General features: G+C 65.2%; 15 protein-coding genes and 1 other RNA gene. 12 read left to right on the top strand and 4 right to left on the bottom strand.

Annotated features, from left to right (window positions below; translation table 11 throughout):
• On the top strand, window positions 1–1,452 hold the full coding sequence (locus V5279_RS33100; protein ID WP_338691304.1) for a GntP family permease: 1,452 nt from the start codon (window positions 1–3) through the stop codon (window positions 1,450–1,452).
• Window positions 1,453–1,760: 308 nt separating this feature from the next.
• Here the strand turns inward: V5279_RS33100 and V5279_RS33095 are convergent, their stop codons facing one another.
• Window positions 1,761–3,416: a hypothetical protein gene (locus V5279_RS33095; protein WP_338691303.1), complete on the bottom strand. Its 1,656-nt coding sequence runs from the start codon at window positions 3,414–3,416 to the stop codon at window positions 1,761–1,763.
• Between the two features lie 255 nt (window positions 3,417–3,671).
• Window positions 3,672–4,096: RNase P RNA component class A (rnpB, locus tag V5279_RS33090), an RNA gene on the bottom strand.
• 149 nt (window positions 4,097–4,245) lie between these two features.
• Here rnpB and V5279_RS33085 point away from each other — a divergent pair.
• Both V5279_RS33085 and V5279_RS33080 read left to right on the top strand, forming a co-directional pair.
• Window positions 4,246–5,148, top strand: a complete 903-nt coding sequence (locus tag V5279_RS33085) for a LysR family transcriptional regulator (protein WP_338691302.1) — start codon at window positions 4,246–4,248, stop codon at window positions 5,146–5,148.
• Window positions 5,149–5,243: 95 nt separating this feature from the next.
• Window positions 5,244–5,675, top strand: coding sequence for a PAS domain S-box protein (locus tag V5279_RS33080; protein WP_338691301.1), 432 nt, complete (start codon window positions 5,244–5,246; stop codon window positions 5,673–5,675).
• A gap of 21 nt (window positions 5,676–5,696) precedes the next feature.
• Here V5279_RS33080 and V5279_RS33075 read toward each other — a convergent pair whose 3' ends face one another.
• A complete protein-coding gene (locus V5279_RS33075) occupies window positions 5,697–5,897 on the bottom strand; it encodes a hypothetical protein (RefSeq protein WP_338691300.1) in 201 nt (66 codons plus the stop codon).
• Between the two features lie 399 nt (window positions 5,898–6,296).
• Here V5279_RS33075 and V5279_RS33070 point away from each other — a divergent pair, with 399 nt between their 5' ends.
• On the top strand, window positions 6,297–6,656 hold the full coding sequence (locus V5279_RS33070; protein WP_029078916.1) for a YciI family protein: 360 nt from the start codon (window positions 6,297–6,299) through the stop codon (window positions 6,654–6,656).
• Window positions 6,657–6,725: 69 nt separating this feature from the next.
• Entirely contained in the window at window positions 6,726–7,961 is a 1,236-nt protein-coding gene (locus V5279_RS33065) for an RNA polymerase sigma factor (protein ID WP_338691299.1), read from the top strand.
• 100 nt (window positions 7,962–8,061) lie between these two features.
• On the opposite strand, the gene V5279_RS33060 is transcribed toward V5279_RS33065, so the two are convergent.
• Window positions 8,062–8,937: an N-acetylmuramoyl-L-alanine amidase gene (locus V5279_RS33060; RefSeq protein WP_338691298.1), complete on the bottom strand. Its 876-nt coding sequence runs from the start codon at window positions 8,935–8,937 to the stop codon at window positions 8,062–8,064.
• A gap of 469 nt (window positions 8,938–9,406) precedes the next feature.
• Here V5279_RS33060 and rsmH point away from each other — a divergent pair, with 469 nt between their 5' ends.
• From rsmH to murD, 7 genes are all read left to right on the top strand, one after another.
• Entirely contained in the window at window positions 9,407–10,402 is a 996-nt protein-coding gene (rsmH, locus tag V5279_RS33055; RefSeq protein ID WP_338691297.1) for a 16S rRNA (cytosine(1402)-N(4))-methyltransferase RsmH, read from the top strand.
• Between the two features lie 2 nt (window positions 10,403–10,404).
• A complete protein-coding gene (ftsL, locus tag V5279_RS33050) occupies window positions 10,405–10,857 on the top strand; it encodes a cell division protein FtsL (protein WP_035976317.1) in 453 nt (150 codons plus the stop codon).
• Between the two features lie 11 nt (window positions 10,858–10,868).
• Window positions 10,869–12,635, top strand: coding sequence for a penicillin-binding protein 2 (locus tag V5279_RS33045; protein WP_338701509.1), 1,767 nt, complete (start codon window positions 10,869–10,871; stop codon window positions 12,633–12,635).
• A 49-nt stretch (window positions 12,636–12,684) separates the two neighbouring features.
• A complete protein-coding gene (locus tag V5279_RS33040) occupies window positions 12,685–14,160 on the top strand; it encodes a UDP-N-acetylmuramoyl-L-alanyl-D-glutamate--2,6-diaminopimelate ligase (RefSeq protein ID WP_338691296.1) in 1,476 nt (491 codons plus the stop codon).
• Window positions 14,157–15,590, top strand: coding sequence for a UDP-N-acetylmuramoylalanyl-D-glutamyl-2,6-diaminopimelate--D-alanyl-D-alanine ligase (locus V5279_RS33035; protein ID WP_338691295.1), 1,434 nt, complete (start codon window positions 14,157–14,159; stop codon window positions 15,588–15,590). Before V5279_RS33040 ends, V5279_RS33035 begins: the two co-directional genes overlap by 4 nt.
• A 10-nt stretch (window positions 15,591–15,600) precedes the next feature.
• Complete coding sequence (gene mraY / locus V5279_RS33030) at window positions 15,601–16,707, top strand: phospho-N-acetylmuramoyl-pentapeptide-transferase (protein ID WP_166304640.1); 1,107 nt, start codon at window positions 15,601–15,603, stop codon at window positions 16,705–16,707.
• A 112-nt stretch (window positions 16,708–16,819) separates the two neighbouring features.
• Window positions 16,820–18,220, top strand: coding sequence for a UDP-N-acetylmuramoyl-L-alanine--D-glutamate ligase (murD, locus tag V5279_RS33025; RefSeq protein WP_338691294.1), 1,401 nt, complete (start codon window positions 16,820–16,822; stop codon window positions 18,218–18,220).
• Window positions 18,221–18,850 lie beyond the last annotated feature (630 nt).

The following is an 18,850-nucleotide window of genomic DNA, read 5'->3' as shown; positions in this document are numbered from 1 at the left end:
ATGGGCCTTCTCGGCATTCTCGTCGGGCTTGGACTATTGGTCTGTCTTGCTTTCCGCGGTTGGAGCGTCCTGCTGCTCGCGCCGCTCTGTGCGCTGGTGGCCGCAGCCTTCGGTGGCGAGCCGTTGCTTGCCAACTGGACGCAGACCTTCATGGGCAGTGCGTCGGAGTTTCTCGCGCAGTTCTTTCCCATTTTTCTGCTTGGCGCCGTATTCGGGAAGCTCATGGATGACAGCGGCGCGGTCACTGCGGTCGCGGGCTTCATCTCCCGATGTCTGGGCGAACGCCGGGTCATCCTCGCGGTCGTGCTCGCAGGTGCACTGGTCACCTACGGCGGCGTCAGCCTCTTCGTCGCGTTCTTTGTCATCGTTCCGATGGCGCAGTCGCTGTTTCGCACGGCGGGGATTCCGCGTCGTCTGGTACCGGCGGCGGTGATTCTCGGGACTTCGACCTTTACCATGTCGGCGCTGCCGGGCACGCCGTCGATACAGAATGCGATACCGATGCCTTTCTTCGGCACGACCCCCTTTGCCGCACCGGGCCTCGGCGTTGTCGCAGCGATCATCATGCTGGGCGTCGGGCTGTGGTGGCTGCTTCGCGCAGAGAAAGCAGCGCGTCGCGCAAATGAGGGCTATGGCGACGAGCCGCCGGTTTCGGCGGATGCAGCCGACGATGAGCTGTTGCGCGAGCGGGCCACGACGGCGCGAGAATTCGATCCGGCGGAGATCCGTCACGGATATCACAGCAACGCCGCTGTCCCGATTTTCAACGCCATCCTTCCCCTGATCGTCGTCGTCGCCGTCAATCTGGTGACGTCGCTCGTTGTCCTGCCCCGGCTTGATTTCTCATTCCTGGCCGAACAGCGGTGGGGAAATACATCACTGGCTGCCGTGGCCGGTGTTTGGTCGGTTGTCGTGGCGTTGGCGGGAGCGATCGTGACGGTCATCCTCTGCAACTGGACGCGACTGCCTGAACTACGACGAACCATGGATGCCGGTGCCAACGCGTCGGTCCTGCCGGCGCTGAGCGTCGCAAGCCTTGTCGGATTCGGCGCCGTTATCGCTTCGCTTCCCGCTTTCGGCGTGGTGCGGGACTGGGTGCTGCGAATTGAAGGCGGCCCACTGGTGTCGCTCGCGGTCGCGACGAACATCCTTGCCGCACTGACGGGGTCAGCTTCCGGCGGCTTGACGATTGCGCTCGATGCGTTGGGCCGGACCTACATGGATCTTGCCGCGGAGGCGGGTATTGACCCCGGCCTTTTGCATCGCGTCGCGGTGATCGGCTCGGGAACACTGGACATTCTGCCTCACAACGGCGCGGTCGTCAGCCTGCTCGCGATCTGTGGGCTGAAGCATCGCGAAAGCTATCTCGACATTGTCATGGTGGGCATTGTGAGTTCCGTTATCGCGCTCGCAGCGGTGATTGCGATCGGCACCGCATTCGGGTCGTTCTGACGCGAGGCGACGGGTCGGCACTGCTGGTCGCAAGGCGCGCCCTGGAATGACGGTCACTGTAAATGGCGAGGGGCCCGGCGTGTTGCGGCGAGCCCCTCATGGACCACCTTGGCAAAACGCGTTTTCTTGACGCGAACCGAAACTCCACTTCGCTCGAAAACCGCGTTGCCGTTCCTATTCGGTTTTGCTCCCGTTGTGGTTTGTCATGCCGCTCGAACGGGCTCCCGCTAGATGGGGATGCTGCCGCCACAACGCCAGCAATGGCGCGGTCCGCATCGCGATCGCCGCCCTGGGTTGGCAGCGGCCGCCTACGCGGCCATCGCCGTCCGTCGGCAGAAGCAGGATGCCTTGATCGGGATCTCCGCCCGCGCCTGCGCGAGATCGAGCCGCTGCTTGATCAGCGCGCTCTCCGCCTTCTCGCCGCGGCGAAGCAGGCATTCGTGCAGGCCATGGAGCGACCACAGATTGTCGGGATGCTGGCAGGCCCGGCTGAGCTTACCGTCGAGACCGAGATCGGAACGGTAGACCGCCTCGGCTTCCGCGATATGTCCCTGCTCGAGCAGCAGCGCGCCGAGCGCGTGACGGGGCGGCTGCATCCATCCCCAGGGCTCGTCATAGGGCAGCGCGTCGGAGAGCTCGACCGATTTGCGCAGCTCCCCGAATGCGACGTCATAGTTGCCCTTGCGGTACTCCAGCTCGCCGTTCAGCATCGCTTCGGCGACGTTGAGCAGGTTCACCATCTTGTTGTTATGCACGAGGCGGCTCTCCGGCACCCGGGCCTTCGCCGCCACGAACGATGCCTTCTCGGCCTCGGCCTCCGCGACATTGCCGAGCGCCGAATGCGCGACCGCCTTGGCGTAGTGGATCATCGCCGTTACCGAGCAGTAGAGGTCGCGATCGTCGGGCAATTTCTGCTCGATGATCTCGCGCCACTTTCCGAAGCGCACGAGCACGTGCTGCTTCATCGTCAGATAGCCTTCGAGGAAATCCGCCATCGGAGGCGACGGAATGCGCAGCACCGGCTCCGGCACGGTGGCGATCAACTCCTCGGCAGCAGCGATCGCGGGCGCGTACTGGCCGAGGAACATCGCGCCGTAGATCGCGAAGTGGAAGTTATGGATGACGTAGACGAGGTAGACGCCGGGATCGTCCGAATAGCGAAGGAAACTGCGGTCGGTCGCCAGTGCCTTCTGATTGTGGCGCAGCACGTCGTTGTAATGCCCGCACAGCACATCGAGATGCGTCGGCATGTGAATCAGGTGACCGCTGTCGGGCACGATCTCGCGCAGCCGGTCGCCGGCCCGCAGCGCGAGCTGCGGGAACGGCGACATCTCCATCAGGTGGACGTAGAGGTGCAGCAGGCCCGGGTGATCCCACGCCGCCGGAATTTTGTCGAGTGCCTGTTCGAGGATCGATTTGCATTCTTCGGTGCCGGCAGCCTCGGCCGGCTTGCCGGAGGGCAGGTCCCACATCTGCCACGGGGTCTCGTTCATGATCGATTCGGCGAGCACCGCGCGGACCTCGAGATCGTCGGGAAAGGCCGCGAACACCTTGCGCATCTCCCTGGTGTAGGCCTTGTCCCACGGCGCCATGTCCTCGATCGCCTCGCGCTGCGGATAGCGTGCGGGCAGCGCCTCGACCATCGCCCGTTCCAGCGCGCTTGCTTTTCCCGCATGCGCGAGCGCGTCCTGCATCGTGTCGTAGGAGGCCTGTAGCGCCATCTGGCGTCCCTGTGCGTCATAGCGAACCCAGGGCAGATTGTAGTTCGGCCCCGCGGCGTAGCTGATGCCCCAATGCGCCATCGCGCATTCGGCGTCGTAATCGAGAGCCTTGCGGAAGCACTTGATCGCTTCGCCGTGGTTGAACCCGAACAGCCAGTTGAGCCCGCGGTCGAACCAGAGCTGGGCGTCCGGCGAGGATGTCGTGACTTTGCGGCTGTACGGCCCGAGATCAAAATAGGTCATGCCTTTTGCCTCCTGCGTGTGCCCTGCGTTGCGGATTGTCCTGGCGAAATCAGCAGCGTGGTTTGATGCCCTCGAAGGTGCAGTGCCGTGCCCGCAGTTTAGCAAAGAGGCGATCAACATCACAGCGCGCAACAGGTGGCACATCGGAAATGGCGAGGGGCCCGGCGTGTTGCGCCGAGCCCCTCATGGTCCACCTTAGCAAGACGCGTTTTCTTGACGCGAACCGGAACCCCACTTCGCTCGAAAACGCTTTAGGATATCAGCCGGCCTGTAAGCCGGGTTCTGTAGGGCACCATTCTTGCGAATGGTACGTGACGGCCATTCCTCTGGGACAAGGTTTGCACCTTGCCTCGAGCAACCTACCCGGACAGCGGGCCTGACATCGCCCTGCGGTGTTATCGCGCGTGCGCGAACTAACCGCGTTGCCGTCCCTATTCGGTTTTGCTCCCGGTGTGGTTTGCCATGCCGTCTCCGTTGCCGGAAACGCGGTGCGCTCTTACCGCACCTTTTCACCCTTACCCGGCCAAGCCCGAAGGCGAAGCGAGGCGGTTCGTTCTCTGTGGCACTTTCCCTGGGGTCGCCCCCGCCGGATGTTATCCGGCACCGCATGTCGATGGAGCCCGGACTTTCCTCCCCCGCGGCCTTTCGGCACCAGCGGGAGCGGCCGTCCGGCCGACTGACGGGCTACGCATGCGGGCTTTGGCGGTCCGCGTCAAGCGATAGCGATGGTTAACTCGGGCCGATTTGCCCGGTTTTGACATTCGCGAAGGATAACCCTTTGATATCGAATTCATCGATCCAAGGGTTTCGTGCCAAAGGGTTTCGCGCCATGGACACCGAACTGGCCCGAACGTTCCTGACGGTGGTGAGCGCCGGCAACTTCATTACCGCGGCAGAACGTCTTCACGTCAGCCAGTCGACGGTCAGCACCCGCATTCACACGCTGGAGCAGCAGCTCGGCTGCGTGCTGTTCGTGCGCAACAAGGCGGGCGCCACGCTGACGCCGGCGGGCCGGCAGTTTCAGCGGCACGCCTCGGTGCTGGTTCGCACCGTCGAGCAGGCACGCCACGATGTCGGAATCCCCAAGGGGTTTTCCGCGACGCTGGTGGTCGGCGGTCGCATCGGACTTTGGGAAGAGTATTTGCTGCGCTGGCTGCCGCTGATGACGCAGGCACATCCCGACGTCTCGATCCGCGCCGAGAGCGCGCTCGAGCCCGAATTGATGCAGGGGCTGGTCGAGGGCCGCATCGATATCGGCGTGATGTACACGCCGCAGAGCCGCCCCGGCCTCAAGGTCGAACAGCTGTTCGAGGAGCAGCTCATCCTGGTCTCGACTGATCCCAAGAGCGCACCGGAGCCGGGGCAGGGCTATGTCTATGTCGATTGGGGCGCTGAATTCTACGCGCGTCACTCTACGCTGTTTCCGAACTTCGCCGGCCCCGCGCTGACGGTGAACATCGGCTGGCTTGGATTGCAGCACCTTCTGGAGAATGGCGGCTCCGGCTTCTTCGCGCGCCGCATCGTCGAGCCGCTCCTGAAGGCGCGGCGGCTGCACGCCGTCGCCGGCGCGCCCAGCTTTGCGATGCCGGCCTATGTCGCCTATCCGGCTGATAGCCAGGACGACCATCTGGCGCGTGCGATCGAGATCATGCGTCGCCTCGCGGCATCCCAGGCCCGCTCCGGCGCGGACGTCGCACGGGCGAAGTCGGGCGTGCGGAGGCGGCGCGATTGATATCGGTATCGCCGATCGATCGCATCGCGATTCTTCGCTTGTCAGCGTGAAGGTCCGAGTTCAGAGCAAGATCGGGATCAGCTGGAGGTCAAGCGATGGATATTGCGGCAGCGGTGGGAGACGCGTTGCTCAATGGCGCGTCCGACGCGATCGTTGCGACCGATGCGAGAGGCCGCATCACCTTGTGGAATCCCGGTGCGGTCAGGATGTTCGGCTTCACGGCCGACGAAGCGATCGGGCAATCGCTCGACCTGATCATTCCGGAAGCCTTGCGTGCGCGTCACTGGGCCGGCTACCGGCACGCGATGGCGACCGAGACCAGCCGTTACGGTCAGGGCGATCTGCTGTCGGTGCCTGCGCTGACGAAGCTCGGCGCGCGCATCTCCGTCGAATTCACCATCGTGATGCTGTACGACGCGGGACACGTCGCCGGCACCGTGGCCGTGATGCGCGACGTGACCAAGCGTTTCGAGGAGCTCAAGGAACTGCGGCGCCGCGCGGCGCAGCAAGCCGGATCGTCATCATGAAGCCGGCCGTGCGAACGCCAGCTATTTTCCCGATCGAAGACGAGTTTCGGCCAGCGCCGTGACGACGCCGATGATCAGCATCGAGACCACGATGTCGGCTTCCGCACGGAAGCCAAACGCGATCACCGTGACGGACGCGACTGCCGTCAGGATCGCGATGGTCAGCCCTTCGTCGGCGATCAGCTGACGCAGCGCCTTCAAACGCGCGGTTACCCGTCGCATTGCCGGCCTTACACGCCCAGGGGATTGCCGCTCGCTGCGATGGCGGAAGCGACCTGGCTGGCGCGGTGGCCCGGTCTTGTCACGATCCGGCTGCGCAGGATTCGGTACAGCGTCCGCAGCAGGCGGCGCGAAAGGTACGTTGCTGATTGCGGCAGTGATCTCATGGCGGGTCCTCCGAGCATCGGCCGCAAGGCTACGCGCCGCGATGAATTAGACAAACGAATAATACTGGCTGTTACTATCGAATTATCCGATATAAGCTTGGGCCTTGTCCGACCATCGTCAGGCGGGAGATGCATTCACGCCGGCCGGCCAAATAATTTATCCTGACGATGTCGTCTTTCGTGTCGCCCGTTCGACTGGATGTCGGCGATCCAGCCGATCAAGAGGAGAGATGAGATGCAGTATTTGTTGCTGATCTACCGGAGCGACGCGCAATACGCGCACATGACCCCTGACGACCGCAAGGCCTTGTCGGCGGAGTACGGAGTCTACACCCAGTCCATCATCCAGAGCGGCCACTTCAAGGCAGGCGACGGGCTGCAGCCGGTGTCGACGGCAACCACGGTGCGGGTCCGTGATGGCAAGACGCTGACGACGGATGGTCCGTTCGCGGAAACCCGCGAACAGCTCGGCGGCTATTATCTGGTCGAGGCCAAGGATCTCGACACTGCGCTCGGCCTTGCGGCGCGGATCCCCGGCGCCAGGGACGGATCGATCGAAGTCAGGCCGGTGATGATCTACGACAACCCGCGATGACGCCATTGTCGCGTCATGAATGCAGCGGCCGCGTCGCCTGGCGCGGCCGCTGAGTAACGATGGATGGACATGACTCCGAGCCAGATCGAGAAAATCTTCCGCGACGAGGCGGGCCGGGCGCTCGCGACGCTGATCCGTCTCGTCGGCGATTTCGATCTGGCGGAGGATTCCCTGCAGGACGCCTTCGCGGTCGCGCTGCAGCGCTGGCCGATCGGTGAATTCCCCGCCAATCCGCGCGCCTGGCTGGTCAATGTCGGCCGCAACAAGGCGATCGACCGCGTCCGCCGCGCCGTCAGCTTTCGCGGCAAGCAGCAGGAGCTGACGCATCAATTGTTGTTGGATGCGGAGGCGCCGCCCGAGCCGGCCGATGCGACGCTCGACGACGACATGCTCAGGCTGATCTTCACCTGTTGCCATCCGTCCTTTGCCGCGGAGGTGCAGGTTGCGCTGACCCTGCGTACGGTGTGCGGGCTGACCACGGCGCAGGTCGCGCGCGCGTTCCTGGTCAGCGAGGACGCGATGGCGCAGCGCCTCGTGCGCGCCAAGCTGAAGATCAAACTCGCCGGCATTCCCTATGAGGTGCCGGAGCGCGAGGCGCTGGAGCCGCGCCTTGCGGGCGTGCTCGCGGTGATCTACCTCGTGTTCACCGAAGGCTATGCCGCGACCTCCGGCGAGGATCTGATGCGGCCTGATCTTGCGCGCGAGGCGATCCGCCTGGCGCGGCTGCTCGATGCGCTGATCCCGGCGCGCGGCGAGATCAAGGGCCTGTTGGCGCTGATGCTGCTGCACGATGCGCGCCGCGCCGGCCGCCAGACCGCTGATGGCGACATCGTGCTGCTCGAGGAGCAGGACCGTTCGCTGTGGGATTTCCAACAGATCGCCGAAGGCCTCGAGCTGGTCGAGGCGGCGCTGCGAATGCCGGGCCGGCCGCAATCCTATGCGGTGCAGGCCGCGATCGCCGCGCTGCATGCGCGGGCGCCGAGCTATAAGGATACCGACTGGCCGCAGATCGCCGGTCTCTACGAGGTGCTGCTCCGCATCAGCCCGTCGCCGGTGATCGAGCTCAACCACGCCGCCGCGGTGTCGATGGTCGACGGCCCGGCGCGCGCGCTCGACCTGATCGATGCGCTGGACGCGCGCGGCAGCCTGAAGGTATACGACCAGCTGCCTGCGGTGCGCGCCGATTTGCTGCGCCGCCTCGGCCGCAAAGACGAAGCGCGCGCGGCGTATCTGGCCGCGACCGCCGCGACGCAACTCGAGCCGCTGCGGCGGCTCTATGCGCGGCGGATCGCGGAACTGGGGTGAAGTCACCTCGCCCCGCTTGCGGGGAGAGGTCGGATTGCATCGCAGATGCAATCTCCCCGCAAGAGCGGGGCGAGGAGCAGATTCGGTGAGCGCCTATTGCCTACTTCGCCTTCGCCACCATCGTTGGCGCCGCCGCATCCGGCGGCAGGCTCTCGAGCAGCGCGTGCAGCGTCGCCATGGTGGAGCGGTCGGCGATGCCGTCGATCCGCTCCGGACGGAAGTGACGCTGGAAAGCGGTGACGACCTCCATGGTCGCGCCGTCGAACTTGCCGTTGGTCGGGATGTTGTAGCCGTAGCGGCGGAACGCGGCCTGCATGTTGGAGACGTTGTCGCTGATCGCCCCTAACTGCAGCGCGTCGCCGCGCACGATCGGCGCCGGCTGCACCCAGTGCCCGACGCCGGAATTGGCCAGCGAGTGCCACGGGAATTTCTCGCCGGGATCCTTCTTGCGCGCCGGCGCCACGTCGGAATGGCCGAGCACCCGATGCGAGACCACCTTGCGGCGAAGCATGATGCCGCGGCACAACGCGATGACAGCGGCGATCTGGCGCAGCGGAAAATCGGGATAACCCCAATCGTGACCGCGGTTGACGATCTCGACGCCGATCGAGCAGGAATTGATGTCGTCCTCGCCGGCCCACGCCGCCACGCCGGCGTGCCAGGCGCGCTTGCTCTCCGGCACGCACTGCACGATCCGTCCGTCCTCGAGCACGATGTAATGCGCCGAGACCTCGGTGCCGGCGGTGCAGAGCTGGGTGATCGCGCCCTCGACGTCGGGCATGCCGGTGTAGTGCAGCAGGATCATGTCGGGCTGCCGGTCATTGGCGCGGTCGCCGAAATTGACCGACGGGATCACGTCGGAGGCGATCGAGGAATCCGGCGTGAACGTCTTCGCGTCGGCCACTCCCTTCGGAACAGGGAGGGCGCGCTGACGCTTCTGATCAGCGTTGCCGGACGAAGACGAACCTGAAGCCATACGAATCACTCAAACCCGAACAGGAGAAAGCATTTTGACATATGGATAAACAAATAGGCGTTTACTATTCCTTTACCGTGCAGGGCCGCGCAATCGGCCCGCCGGTTCCAGAGCGCACAATTATGCCCGGAGTGAGGGCCAAAGGTATCACTCGAAAGTGGATCAAAGGCGCGCGATTCCGCTAACCGATCATCAACGTTTTCTTAACGTTAAGTGCCGTTACTGAGAGCTGAAGTGCCGAACCGTTTTCGGGGGACGGCCAAGGTCCGCTTTTGCGCGAAATCCCATGGAAACCCTCCCAATTCCGGTCGGATATCAGGATTTGCGGCCGAGGACGGGAGTTGGCGCTGGTATCACACAGCGGCTTTTTCGCAGGAACGGTCAGGTAAAGCGCGAGGATTCGAGGCGCAATGAGTCGGCGCGCAGCCAGCTTGCATGCCAGTTACGCGGCCCTGCCCAGGGGCGGCGCATGAGCGAGCGTGCGCCCCGTCACATTTCGGTGCTGGGCCGCGAGGCGGTCGCGTATCTCGATCCGCGCGCCGGCGGCATTTATGTCGACGCGACGTTCGGCGCCGGCGGCTACAGCCGTGCGATCCTCGATGTCGCCGACACGCGCGTGATCGGCATCGACCGCGACCGCACCGCGATAACAGGCGGCTTCGATCTGGTCGACGGCGCCGGCGGCCGCCTGACGCTGGTCGAGGACCGCTTCTCGGATCTTGCCGAGGTCTGCGCCGCGCGGGGGTGTGATGCGGTCGACGGCGTCGTGATGGACGTCGGGGTGTCCTCGATGCAACTCGACCAGGCCGAGCGCGGCTTCTCGTTCCGCCTCGGCGGTCCGCTCGACATGCGGATGGGACAGAGCGGCCCGACCGCAGCCGATGTGGTGGCGACCGCTTCGGAGAAAGAGCTCGCCGACATCATCTATATCTTCGGCGAGGAGCGCCATTCGCGCGGCGTTGCGCGCGCCATCGTCGCCGCGCGCAAGGACGCGCCGATCACGACGACGCAGGCGCTGGCCGACATCGTCGCCAAAGTCGTGCGCGCCAAGCCGAACGAGATCCATCCGGCGACGCGCACCTTCCAGGCGCTGCGCATCTTCGTCAATGAAGAGCTCGACGAGCTGCATCGGGCGCTCGCCGCGGCCGAGCGTGTGCTGAAGCCGGGCGGACGGCTCGTCGTGGTCTCGTTCCACTCCCTGGAAGACCGCATCGTCAAGAATTTCCTCACTGAACGCGGCAAGGTCGCCGGCGGCTCGCGGCATCTGCCCGAGGTCGCGCAGGCAGCGCCGAGCTTTCAGATCCTGACCAAGCGTCCGGTCACGCCGGGCGAAGCCGAACTCGCCGCCAATCCGCGCGCGCGTTCCGCAAAACTGCGTGCGGCCGAACGCACCACAGCGCCAGTGCATGCCGACGACGACCTGCCGTCATGGCCGCGGCTGTCAGACCTGAAGCGGGGAGGGTGACGATGCGCCTTCTCCATCTCCTCGTCATCGGCATGCTGATCTTCGCGGCGTCCTATGTTTACCGCATCAAGATGGAATCGACCGCCCGCGTCGAACGCGTGCTGCAGCTCAACGCGGAAATCCGCGAGCAGCGCAACGCGATCGCCACCTTGCGCGCCGAATGGGCCAAGCTCGACGCGCCGCTCAGGCTGCAGGGGCTTGCCGAGCGGCATCTGCCGCTGAAGCCGGTCAACGCCAACCAGTATGATTCCCTGAAGAACCTGCCGGAGCGGCCGCCGAACTTCACGCGGCCCGGTTCGCGCGATCCGATCGGCGCGATGATCGACACCATCGAGGCCGCCGCGGCGCCCGACAGCACCACCGGGTCGATTGCGAAGCCGGCGTCAGACCAACCGACCGCCGACCAGCCTGCGCCCACCGCGGACACCGATCAGGGCGGGGGAGATCAGCAATGACGGGACCAGCCATGACCGATCCGGCACCCGCCAACAAACCGGCCGGCAAGCCCGAGCCCAAGCCCGAACCCTGGAGCCAGCGGCTGATCCGCACGCTGCTGTACGGCAGCAATGTCGACCGTGCCGCGAAGGCACGCGCGCGCGTCGGTTTGGCCATTGTCGCCTTTGCTGTGGTCTATTGCGTGCTGGCCGGACGGCTGGTGTTGTTCGCGGTCGGCGCCGACAGCCATGGCGCGCGGCGCGCCGCCTCGCAGGATGCGATCGCAACCGCCAGGCCCGACATCACCGACCGCAACGGCGAAATTCTCGCCACCGACGTCAAGGCGCCGAGCCTGTTCGCCGAGCCGCGCCGCCTCATCGACAAGGACGAGGCGATCGAGCTTCTGACCGCGACCTTGCCCGATCTCGACACGGGCGAGGTGCGCGACCGCCTGTCGTCGCGCAAGGGTTTCGTCTGGCTGAAGCGCGAGATCACGCCGAAGCAGCAGTCCGACATCCACCGGCTTGGCCTTCCCGGCGTCGGCTTCCTGCGCGAGAACAAGCGCGTCTATCCGACCGGCAACGAGGTCGCCCATCTGATCGGCCTGGTCAACATCGACAACCAGGGCATCGCCGGGATGGAGAAGTGGCTGGACAGCAACGGTCTGGCCGATCTGCATCGCGCGGGCTTCGCCACCGATCGGCTGCAGAAGCCGGTTGAATTGTCGGTCGACCTGCGCGTCGAGCACGCGCTGCGCGACGAACTGATCAAGGCCAAGGAGAAGTTCAAGGCCAAGGCCGCCTCGGGCCTCGTCTCCAACGTGCGCACCGGCGAGATCGTGGCGATGGTGTCGCTGCCGGATTTCGATCCGAACAATCCGAAGGAGGCGCACGATCCCGATCGCATCAACCGCCTGACCACCGGCGTCTACGAGATGGGCTCGACCTTCAAGGCGTTCACGCTGGCGATGGCGCTGGATAGCGGCCGGTTCGACCTCAACTCGATGTGGGATGCGCGCGGCCCGTTGCATTACGGCAAGTTCGCGATCCATGATGATCACAACATGGGCCGCATGATCAACATGAAGGAGGTGTTCTACTATTCCTCCAACATCGGCGCCGGGCGCATTGCGCTGGCGATGGGCGTCGACGCGCACAAGGCCTTCCTGCGCAAGATGGGACAGCTCGAGCGGCTGCGCACCGAATTGCCGGAGAGCGCCTCGCCGATCGTGCCGAAGAAATGGGGCGAACTGAACACCGTCACCATCTCGTTCGGTCACGGCGTCGCGGTGGCGCCGCTGCAGGCGGTGATGGGCATCGACGCGCTGGTCAATGGCGGCTACCTGATCCCGCCGACCTTCCTCAAGCGCACCGAGCAGGAAGCGATGGCGCTCGCCAAACGCGTCATCAAGCCCGAGACCTCGGACAAGATGCGCTATCTGATGCGGCTCAACGCCGAGATCGGCACCGCCAAGAAGGCCGACGTCAAGGGCTACTATATCGGCGGCAAGACCGGCACCGCGGAGAAGGTGATCAACGGCCGCTACGCCAAGAAGAAGGTGTTGAACGCGTTCACCGCGATCCTGCCCGCCGACAATCCGAAATACCAGCTCTTGATCATGCTCGACGAACCGCAGCCCCTGAAGGAGACCTACGGTTTCATCACTTCGGGCTGGAATGCGGTGCCGACCGGCGGCAATGTGATCGCCCGAATTGCGCCGCTTTTGGGCGTCGAACCGCGATTCGACCTGCCGCCGTCCGACCGCCTTATTCTTGCGGCATCCAGAACAACCCAGTAAGGCGTACATGAACGCGGCGCCAGAACAGCGCCGGCCAGACTGGAAGATCATGAGACTTCGCGACCTCTTCAGCGATGACGCCACGATCGATCCGAGTGCCTCCTCTGTCACGGTCGGAGGGCTTGCGGTCGATAGCCGTGCGGTGAAGCCGGGCGACCTGTTCTTCGCGCTATCAGGCAGCCGGACCGACGGCGCGCGGTTTGTCGATGCGGCGATTGCCGCAGGCGCGGTCGCAGTCGCCAGCGACCATCTGCCGCAAGGTCAAGGCAAAGGCCAGGGTCATGCTCGCGCTCCGTTCGTGATCACGCCCAATCCGCGCCGCGCGCTGGCGCTCGCCGCCGCCAAATTCTTTTCCCGCCAGCCGGCGACGATCGCGGCGGTGACCGGCACCAGCGGCAAGACTTCGGTCGCGGCATTCACGCGCCAGATCTGGCAGCGGCTCGGCCACTCCTCCGCGAGCATCGGCACCATCGGCCTGGTGTCGGACAAGCGCACCGTCTACGGGTCGCTGACCACGCCGGATCCGATCGCGCTGCATCGCCAGCTCGACGAGATTACGGGCGACGGCGTCACCCATCTGGCGTTCGAGGCCTCCTCGCACGGTCTCGACCAGTATCGCCTCGACGGCGTGCGCATCGAAGCCGGCGGCTTCACCAATTTGTCGCGCGACCACATGGATTATCATCCCGACGTCGCGCATTACCTGAATGCCAAGCTCCGGCTGTTCCGCGATCTCGTCGCCGACGGCGGCGCCGCCGTGATCTCGGCCGATCATGACTGCTCGGCCGAGGTGATCGACGCGGCACGGGCGCGCGGCTTGCGCATCATCACGGTCGGGCGCAACGCCGATGCGGGTGAGGGCATCCGTCTCGCCGACGCCGCCATCGAAGGCTTTGCCCAGAAGCTCGCGATCGAACACCGCGGACGCAAATACGCGATCCGGCTGCCATTGGTCGGCGAATTCCAGATCGAGAATGCGCTGGTCGCGGCGGGCCTTGCGATCGGCGCCGGCAGTGCCGCGGATGACGTATTCGGCACTCTCGAACATCTCGAAGGCGCAAAAGGCCGGCTCGAATTCGTCGGCGAGCACAATGGCGCGCCGATCTTCGTCGATTATGCACACAAGCCCGATGCGCTCGCCAAGGCACTGCAGGCGCTGCGGCCCTATGCCAAGCGCAAGCTCGTCGTGATCTTCGGCGCCGGCGGCGACCGTGACGCCGGCAAGCGTCCGATCATGGGCGCGATCGCGGCCGAGAATGCCGATCACATCATCGTCACCGACGACAATCCGCGCAGCGAGAAGCCCGAGGCGATCCGCGCCGCGATCATGGCGACGGCGAAGGGCGCGCGCGAGATCGGCGACCGCACTGCTGCGATCCGCGCCGGGATTGCCGGCCTCGAACCAGGCGATGCGCTGGTCATCGCCGGCAAGGGCCACGAGGTCGGGCAGATCGTCGGCAGCACGACCTTGCCGTTCAGCGATCATGAAGCAGTCGCCAATGCATTGGCCGAGGAGGGCGCATGAGCGCGATGTTGTGGACCTCGGATGCGATGGCGAAGGCGATGCGCGCCGCGACCCAAGGCACGCTGCCGGAGGGTGTCACCGGCCTCTCGATCGACAGCCGCACCATTGCAAAGGGCGAAGCCTATTTCGCGATCAAGGGCGACGTCCATGACGGCCACGCCTTCGTCGAGGCGGCACTGAAGGCCGGCGCGGCACTCGCCGTGGTCGAGACCACGCAACGGGCAAAGTTTCCTGCCGACGCGCCGCTGCTGGTGGTCGACGACGTGCTCGCCGGCCTTGTCGAACTCGCCCACGCCTCGCGCGCGCGGCTCAACGCAAAGATCATCGCGGTGACAGGCTCGGTCGGCAAGACCTCGACCAAGGAGGCGCTGCGGCGTGTGCTGTTGGCGCAGGGCGAGACCCATGCCTCGGTGGCGTCGTTCAACAATCACTGGGGCGTGCCGCTGTCGCTGGCGCGCTGCCCGGCGAGCACGCGCTTTGCGGTGTTCGAGATCGGCATGAACCATGCGGGCGAGATCACGCCGCTGGTGAAGCTGGTGCGGCCGCATGTCGCCATCATCACCACGATCGAGCCGGTGCACCTGGAATTCTTCTCCGGGATCGAGGCGATCGCCGACGCCAAGGCGGAGATCTTCGCAGGGCTCGAGCCCGATGGCGCGGTCGTACTCAACCGCGACAATGGGCAGTTCGCGCGGCTGCAAAAGCAGGCCAAGCAGGCCGGCATCTCGCGCATCGTCTCGTTCGGCACCGACAAGCGCGCCGAGGCGCGGCTGATCGACCTCTCGCTGCACGCGACCTGCTCGGCGGTGCATGCCGATATCCTGGACCACGACATCACCTACAAGATCGGCATGCCCGGCCGCCACATGGCGATGAACTCGCTCGCGGTGCTCGCGGGCGCCTCGCTGCTCGGCGCCGATATCGCGCGCGCGGCGCTGTCGCTGTCGCAGCTCGAGGCGCCGACCGGGCGCGGCCTCCGCCGCACGCTCGAGGTCGGCCATGGCGAGGCGACGCTGATCGACGAAAGCTACAACGCCAACCCGGCCTCGATGGGCGCAGCCCTCAACGTGCTCGGCCAGGCCAAAACCGGGCCGCATGGCCGCCGCATCGCGGTGCTCGGCGACATGCTCGAGCTCGGGCCGACCGGGCCGGATTTGCACCGCGGCCTCAACGAAGCCGTGACCGCCAACCGCATCGACCTCGTATATTGTTGTGGTCCGTTGATGCGGAATTTGTGGGATGCCCTTTCCACCGGCAAGCGGGGAGGCTATGCCGAGAGCTCGGCGGCGCTCGAAGCGCAGGCGGTCGCCGCGGTCCGTGCCGGTGACGTGATCATGGTGAAGGGCTCGCTGGGATCGAAGATGAAGCTCATTGTCAGCGCGCTGGAAAAACGCTTCCCCGGCAAGGCCGCGCACGAAGAAGCGGTATAGGACCTTTTCAATGTTCTACTGGTTGATCGAGCTGTCCAACACCGTTCCGGGGTTTGGGGCATTCCGCAGCGGCCTGAACGTGTTCCGCTACATCACCTTCCGCACCGGCGGTGCGATGGTGACCGGCGCGCTGTTCGTGTTCCTGTTCGGGCCATGGATCATCGATCACTTAAGGCTGCGGCAGGGCAAGGGCCAGCCGATCCGCACCGATGGTCCGCAGTCGCATCTGATCTCCAAGAAGGGCACGCCGACCATGGGCGGGCTCATGATCCTGTCCGGGCTCGTGGTGTCGACGCTGCTCTGGGCCAATCCGCTCAATCCCTATGTCTGGATCGTGCTGGCGGTGACGCTCGGCTTCGGCTTCGTCGGCTTCTATGACGATTATTTGAAGGTCACAAAGCAGTCTCACTCTGGCTTCGCCGGCAAGCTCCGGCTGCTGATCGAGGCCGTGATCGGGATTGCCGCCTGCTACGCGCTGGTCCGGCTCGGCCGCGACGTGTCCTCGACCTCGCTGGCGATCCCGTTCTTCAAGGACATGGTGATCAATTTCGGCTGGTTCTTCGTGATCTTCGGCGCCTTCGTGATGGTCGGTGCCGGCAATGCTGTCAATCTCACCGACGGCCTCGACGGTCTTGCCATCGTGCCCGTGATGATCGCCGCAGCAAGCTTCGGCATGATCTCGTACCTCACCGGCAACGCGGTATTCTCCGACTATCTGCAGATCAATTACGTCGCCGGCACCGGCGAGCTCGCGGTGCTGTGCGGCGCGGTGCTCGGCGCGGGCCTGGGCTTCCTCTGGTTCAACGCGCCGCCGGCCTCGATCTTCATGGGCGACACCGGCTCGCTGGCGCTCGGCGGCATGCTCGGGGCCACCGCGGTTGCGGTGAAGCACGAGATCGTGCTCGCCGTGATCGGCGGCCTGTTCGTGCTGGAGGCAGTCTCGGTCATCGTCCAGGTCGCCTCGTTCAAGCTCACCGGCAAACGCGTGTTCCGGATGGCGCCGCTGCACCATCATTTCGAGCAGAAGGGCTGGACCGAGCCGCAGATCGTGATCCGGTTCTGGATCATCTCGGTGATGCTGGCACTCGCCGGGCTGTCGACGCTAAAGTTGCGCTGATGATGAAGAAGCCCTCCTACTGTCATTCCGGGGCGTGCGAAGCACGAACCCGGAATCTCGAGATTCCGGGTTCGCGCGAAGACGCGCGCCCCGGAATGACGGAGGTCACATCATGATCCCGGTCACCTCCTTCGCAGGCAAGACGGTCGCAGTGTTCGGGCTCGGTGGCTCCGGGCTTGCGAGCTGCCATGCGCTGAAGGCCGGTGGCGCGGAAGTGATCGCGGCTGACGACAGTGCCGACAATGTCGCCAAGGCCGCGCAGGCCGGGTTCACCACCGCGGATCTGCGTAACCTGTCGTGGGCGAATTTCGCCGCGCTGATCCTGACCCCCGGCGCGCCGCTGACCCATCCGGCGCCGCACTGGAGTGTACTGAAGGCGCGCGATGCCGGCGTCGAGGTGATCGGCGACGTCGAATTGTTCTGCCGCGAGCGGCGCCGTCACGCACCGAACGCGCCGTTCGTCGCCATCACCGGCACCAACGGCAAGTCGACCACCACGGCGCTGATCGCGCATCTGATGAAGGTGGCCGGCTACGACACCCAGATGGGCGGCAATATCGGCACCGCGATCCTGTCGCTGGAGCCGCCGCGGATGGGCCGCGTCCATGTCATCGAGATGTCGTCCTACCAGATCGACCTCGCGCCGTCGCTCGATCCTTCGGTCGGCATCCTGATCAATATCAGCGAGGACCATATCGATCGCCACGGTACGCTGGCGCATTACGCCGCGGTGAAGGAACGCCTTGTCGCCGGCGTGCAGCAGGGCGGCACCGCGATCGTCGGCGTCGACGACGGCTGGTGCCGCGACATCGCCGACCGGCTCGATCGCGCCGGCAAGCGCGTGGTGCGCATCTCCGTGAAGAACCCGCTGCCCGACGGCCTCTATGTCGAGCATGAGACGATCGTGCGCGCGTCCGGCGCGGCGCGCAGCGAGGTCGCACGTCTCGGCGGCATCGGCTCGCTGCGCGGCCTGCACAATGCGCAGAACGCGGCCTGCGCCTCGGCCTGTTCGCTGGCGATGGGGATCGCGACCGACGTGCTGCAGAACGGCCTGCGCAGTTTTCCGGGTCTCGCGCATCGCATGGAGCAGGTCGGCCGCCGCGGCAACGTGCTGTTCGTCAACGACTCCAAGGGCACCAATGCCGATGCGGCCGCGCATGCGCTGTCGTCCTTCGCCGACATCTACTGGATCGCGGGCGGCAAGCCGAAGGCCGGCGGCATCGCGGGTCTCACGAGCTATTTCCCGCGCATCCGCAAGGCCTATCTGATCGGCGAGGCGGCGGCCGAGTTTTCCGGTACCCTCGGCGAGCACGTGCCGCACGAGATGTCCGGCACGCTCGACGTCGCAATCGCCAGCGCCGCGCGCGACGCCGAGGCGTCGGGGCTCTCCGAGGCCGTCGTGCTGCTGTCGCCGGCCTGTGCCTCGTTCGACCAGTACCGCAATTTCGAAATCCGCGGCGCCGCCTTCCGTGACATTGTCCAGGCACTGCCCGGCGTCAAGCCGGTGGTGTGACGATTCCGACGTCGTAGTCTGGACATCGTAGGATGGATAGAGCGCAGCGAAACCCATCGCTGCTTGGCCGGACAGTATCGATGGGAATTGGTTTTTTCTTCATCGTATGTGAGGTGAGCACGTCTCTCAGGCTCCCTCCCCCCTTGCGGGGGAGGGTGGGGAGAGGGGTGGCCCCGGGCTGAGCTGATTGTTGAACGCATCGCTCTTGCAACTTGTTCGCTTGCCTCGGCAACAAATGCGGAGAGAGTACGTCGTGTGGACCCCTCTGCCTAACCCTCCCCCGCAAGGGGGGAGGGAACCCTTCCGCCGGTGCCTCCCTTACGCGCCAATCACTGAGTTGCCCGACGGCGCAAGCCCCCGCAACAAAAATATTTCTATTTATCAGAACACCCAACTCGGTGTATGGTTCGCCCGTCTCACCCGATCGAGGGGCGCTGCGCATCGTCACGGGTGTTGCGGTGAGATGCGGTGGACGCTGATCATGCAGGCGACGAACGCATGTGACGCGGACGGTGAAGTCGTGTGGTCCTGACGCCCTAGCGGCCGGTGTCCCCTCGCAAAACGCGCGGGCGTTTTTGCGAAGGCGGTGACAAACAAGCCCAGTCTCGCCGGGGAGAGCGCGAAATAAGC

The sequence above is a fragment of the Bradyrhizobium sp. 26S5 genome, assembly GCF_036923295.1.
Taxonomy (GTDB): Bacteria; Pseudomonadota; Alphaproteobacteria; order Rhizobiales; family Xanthobacteraceae; genus Bradyrhizobium; species Bradyrhizobium septentrionale.
This window is presented reverse-complemented; position numbering and strand designations above follow the sequence as displayed.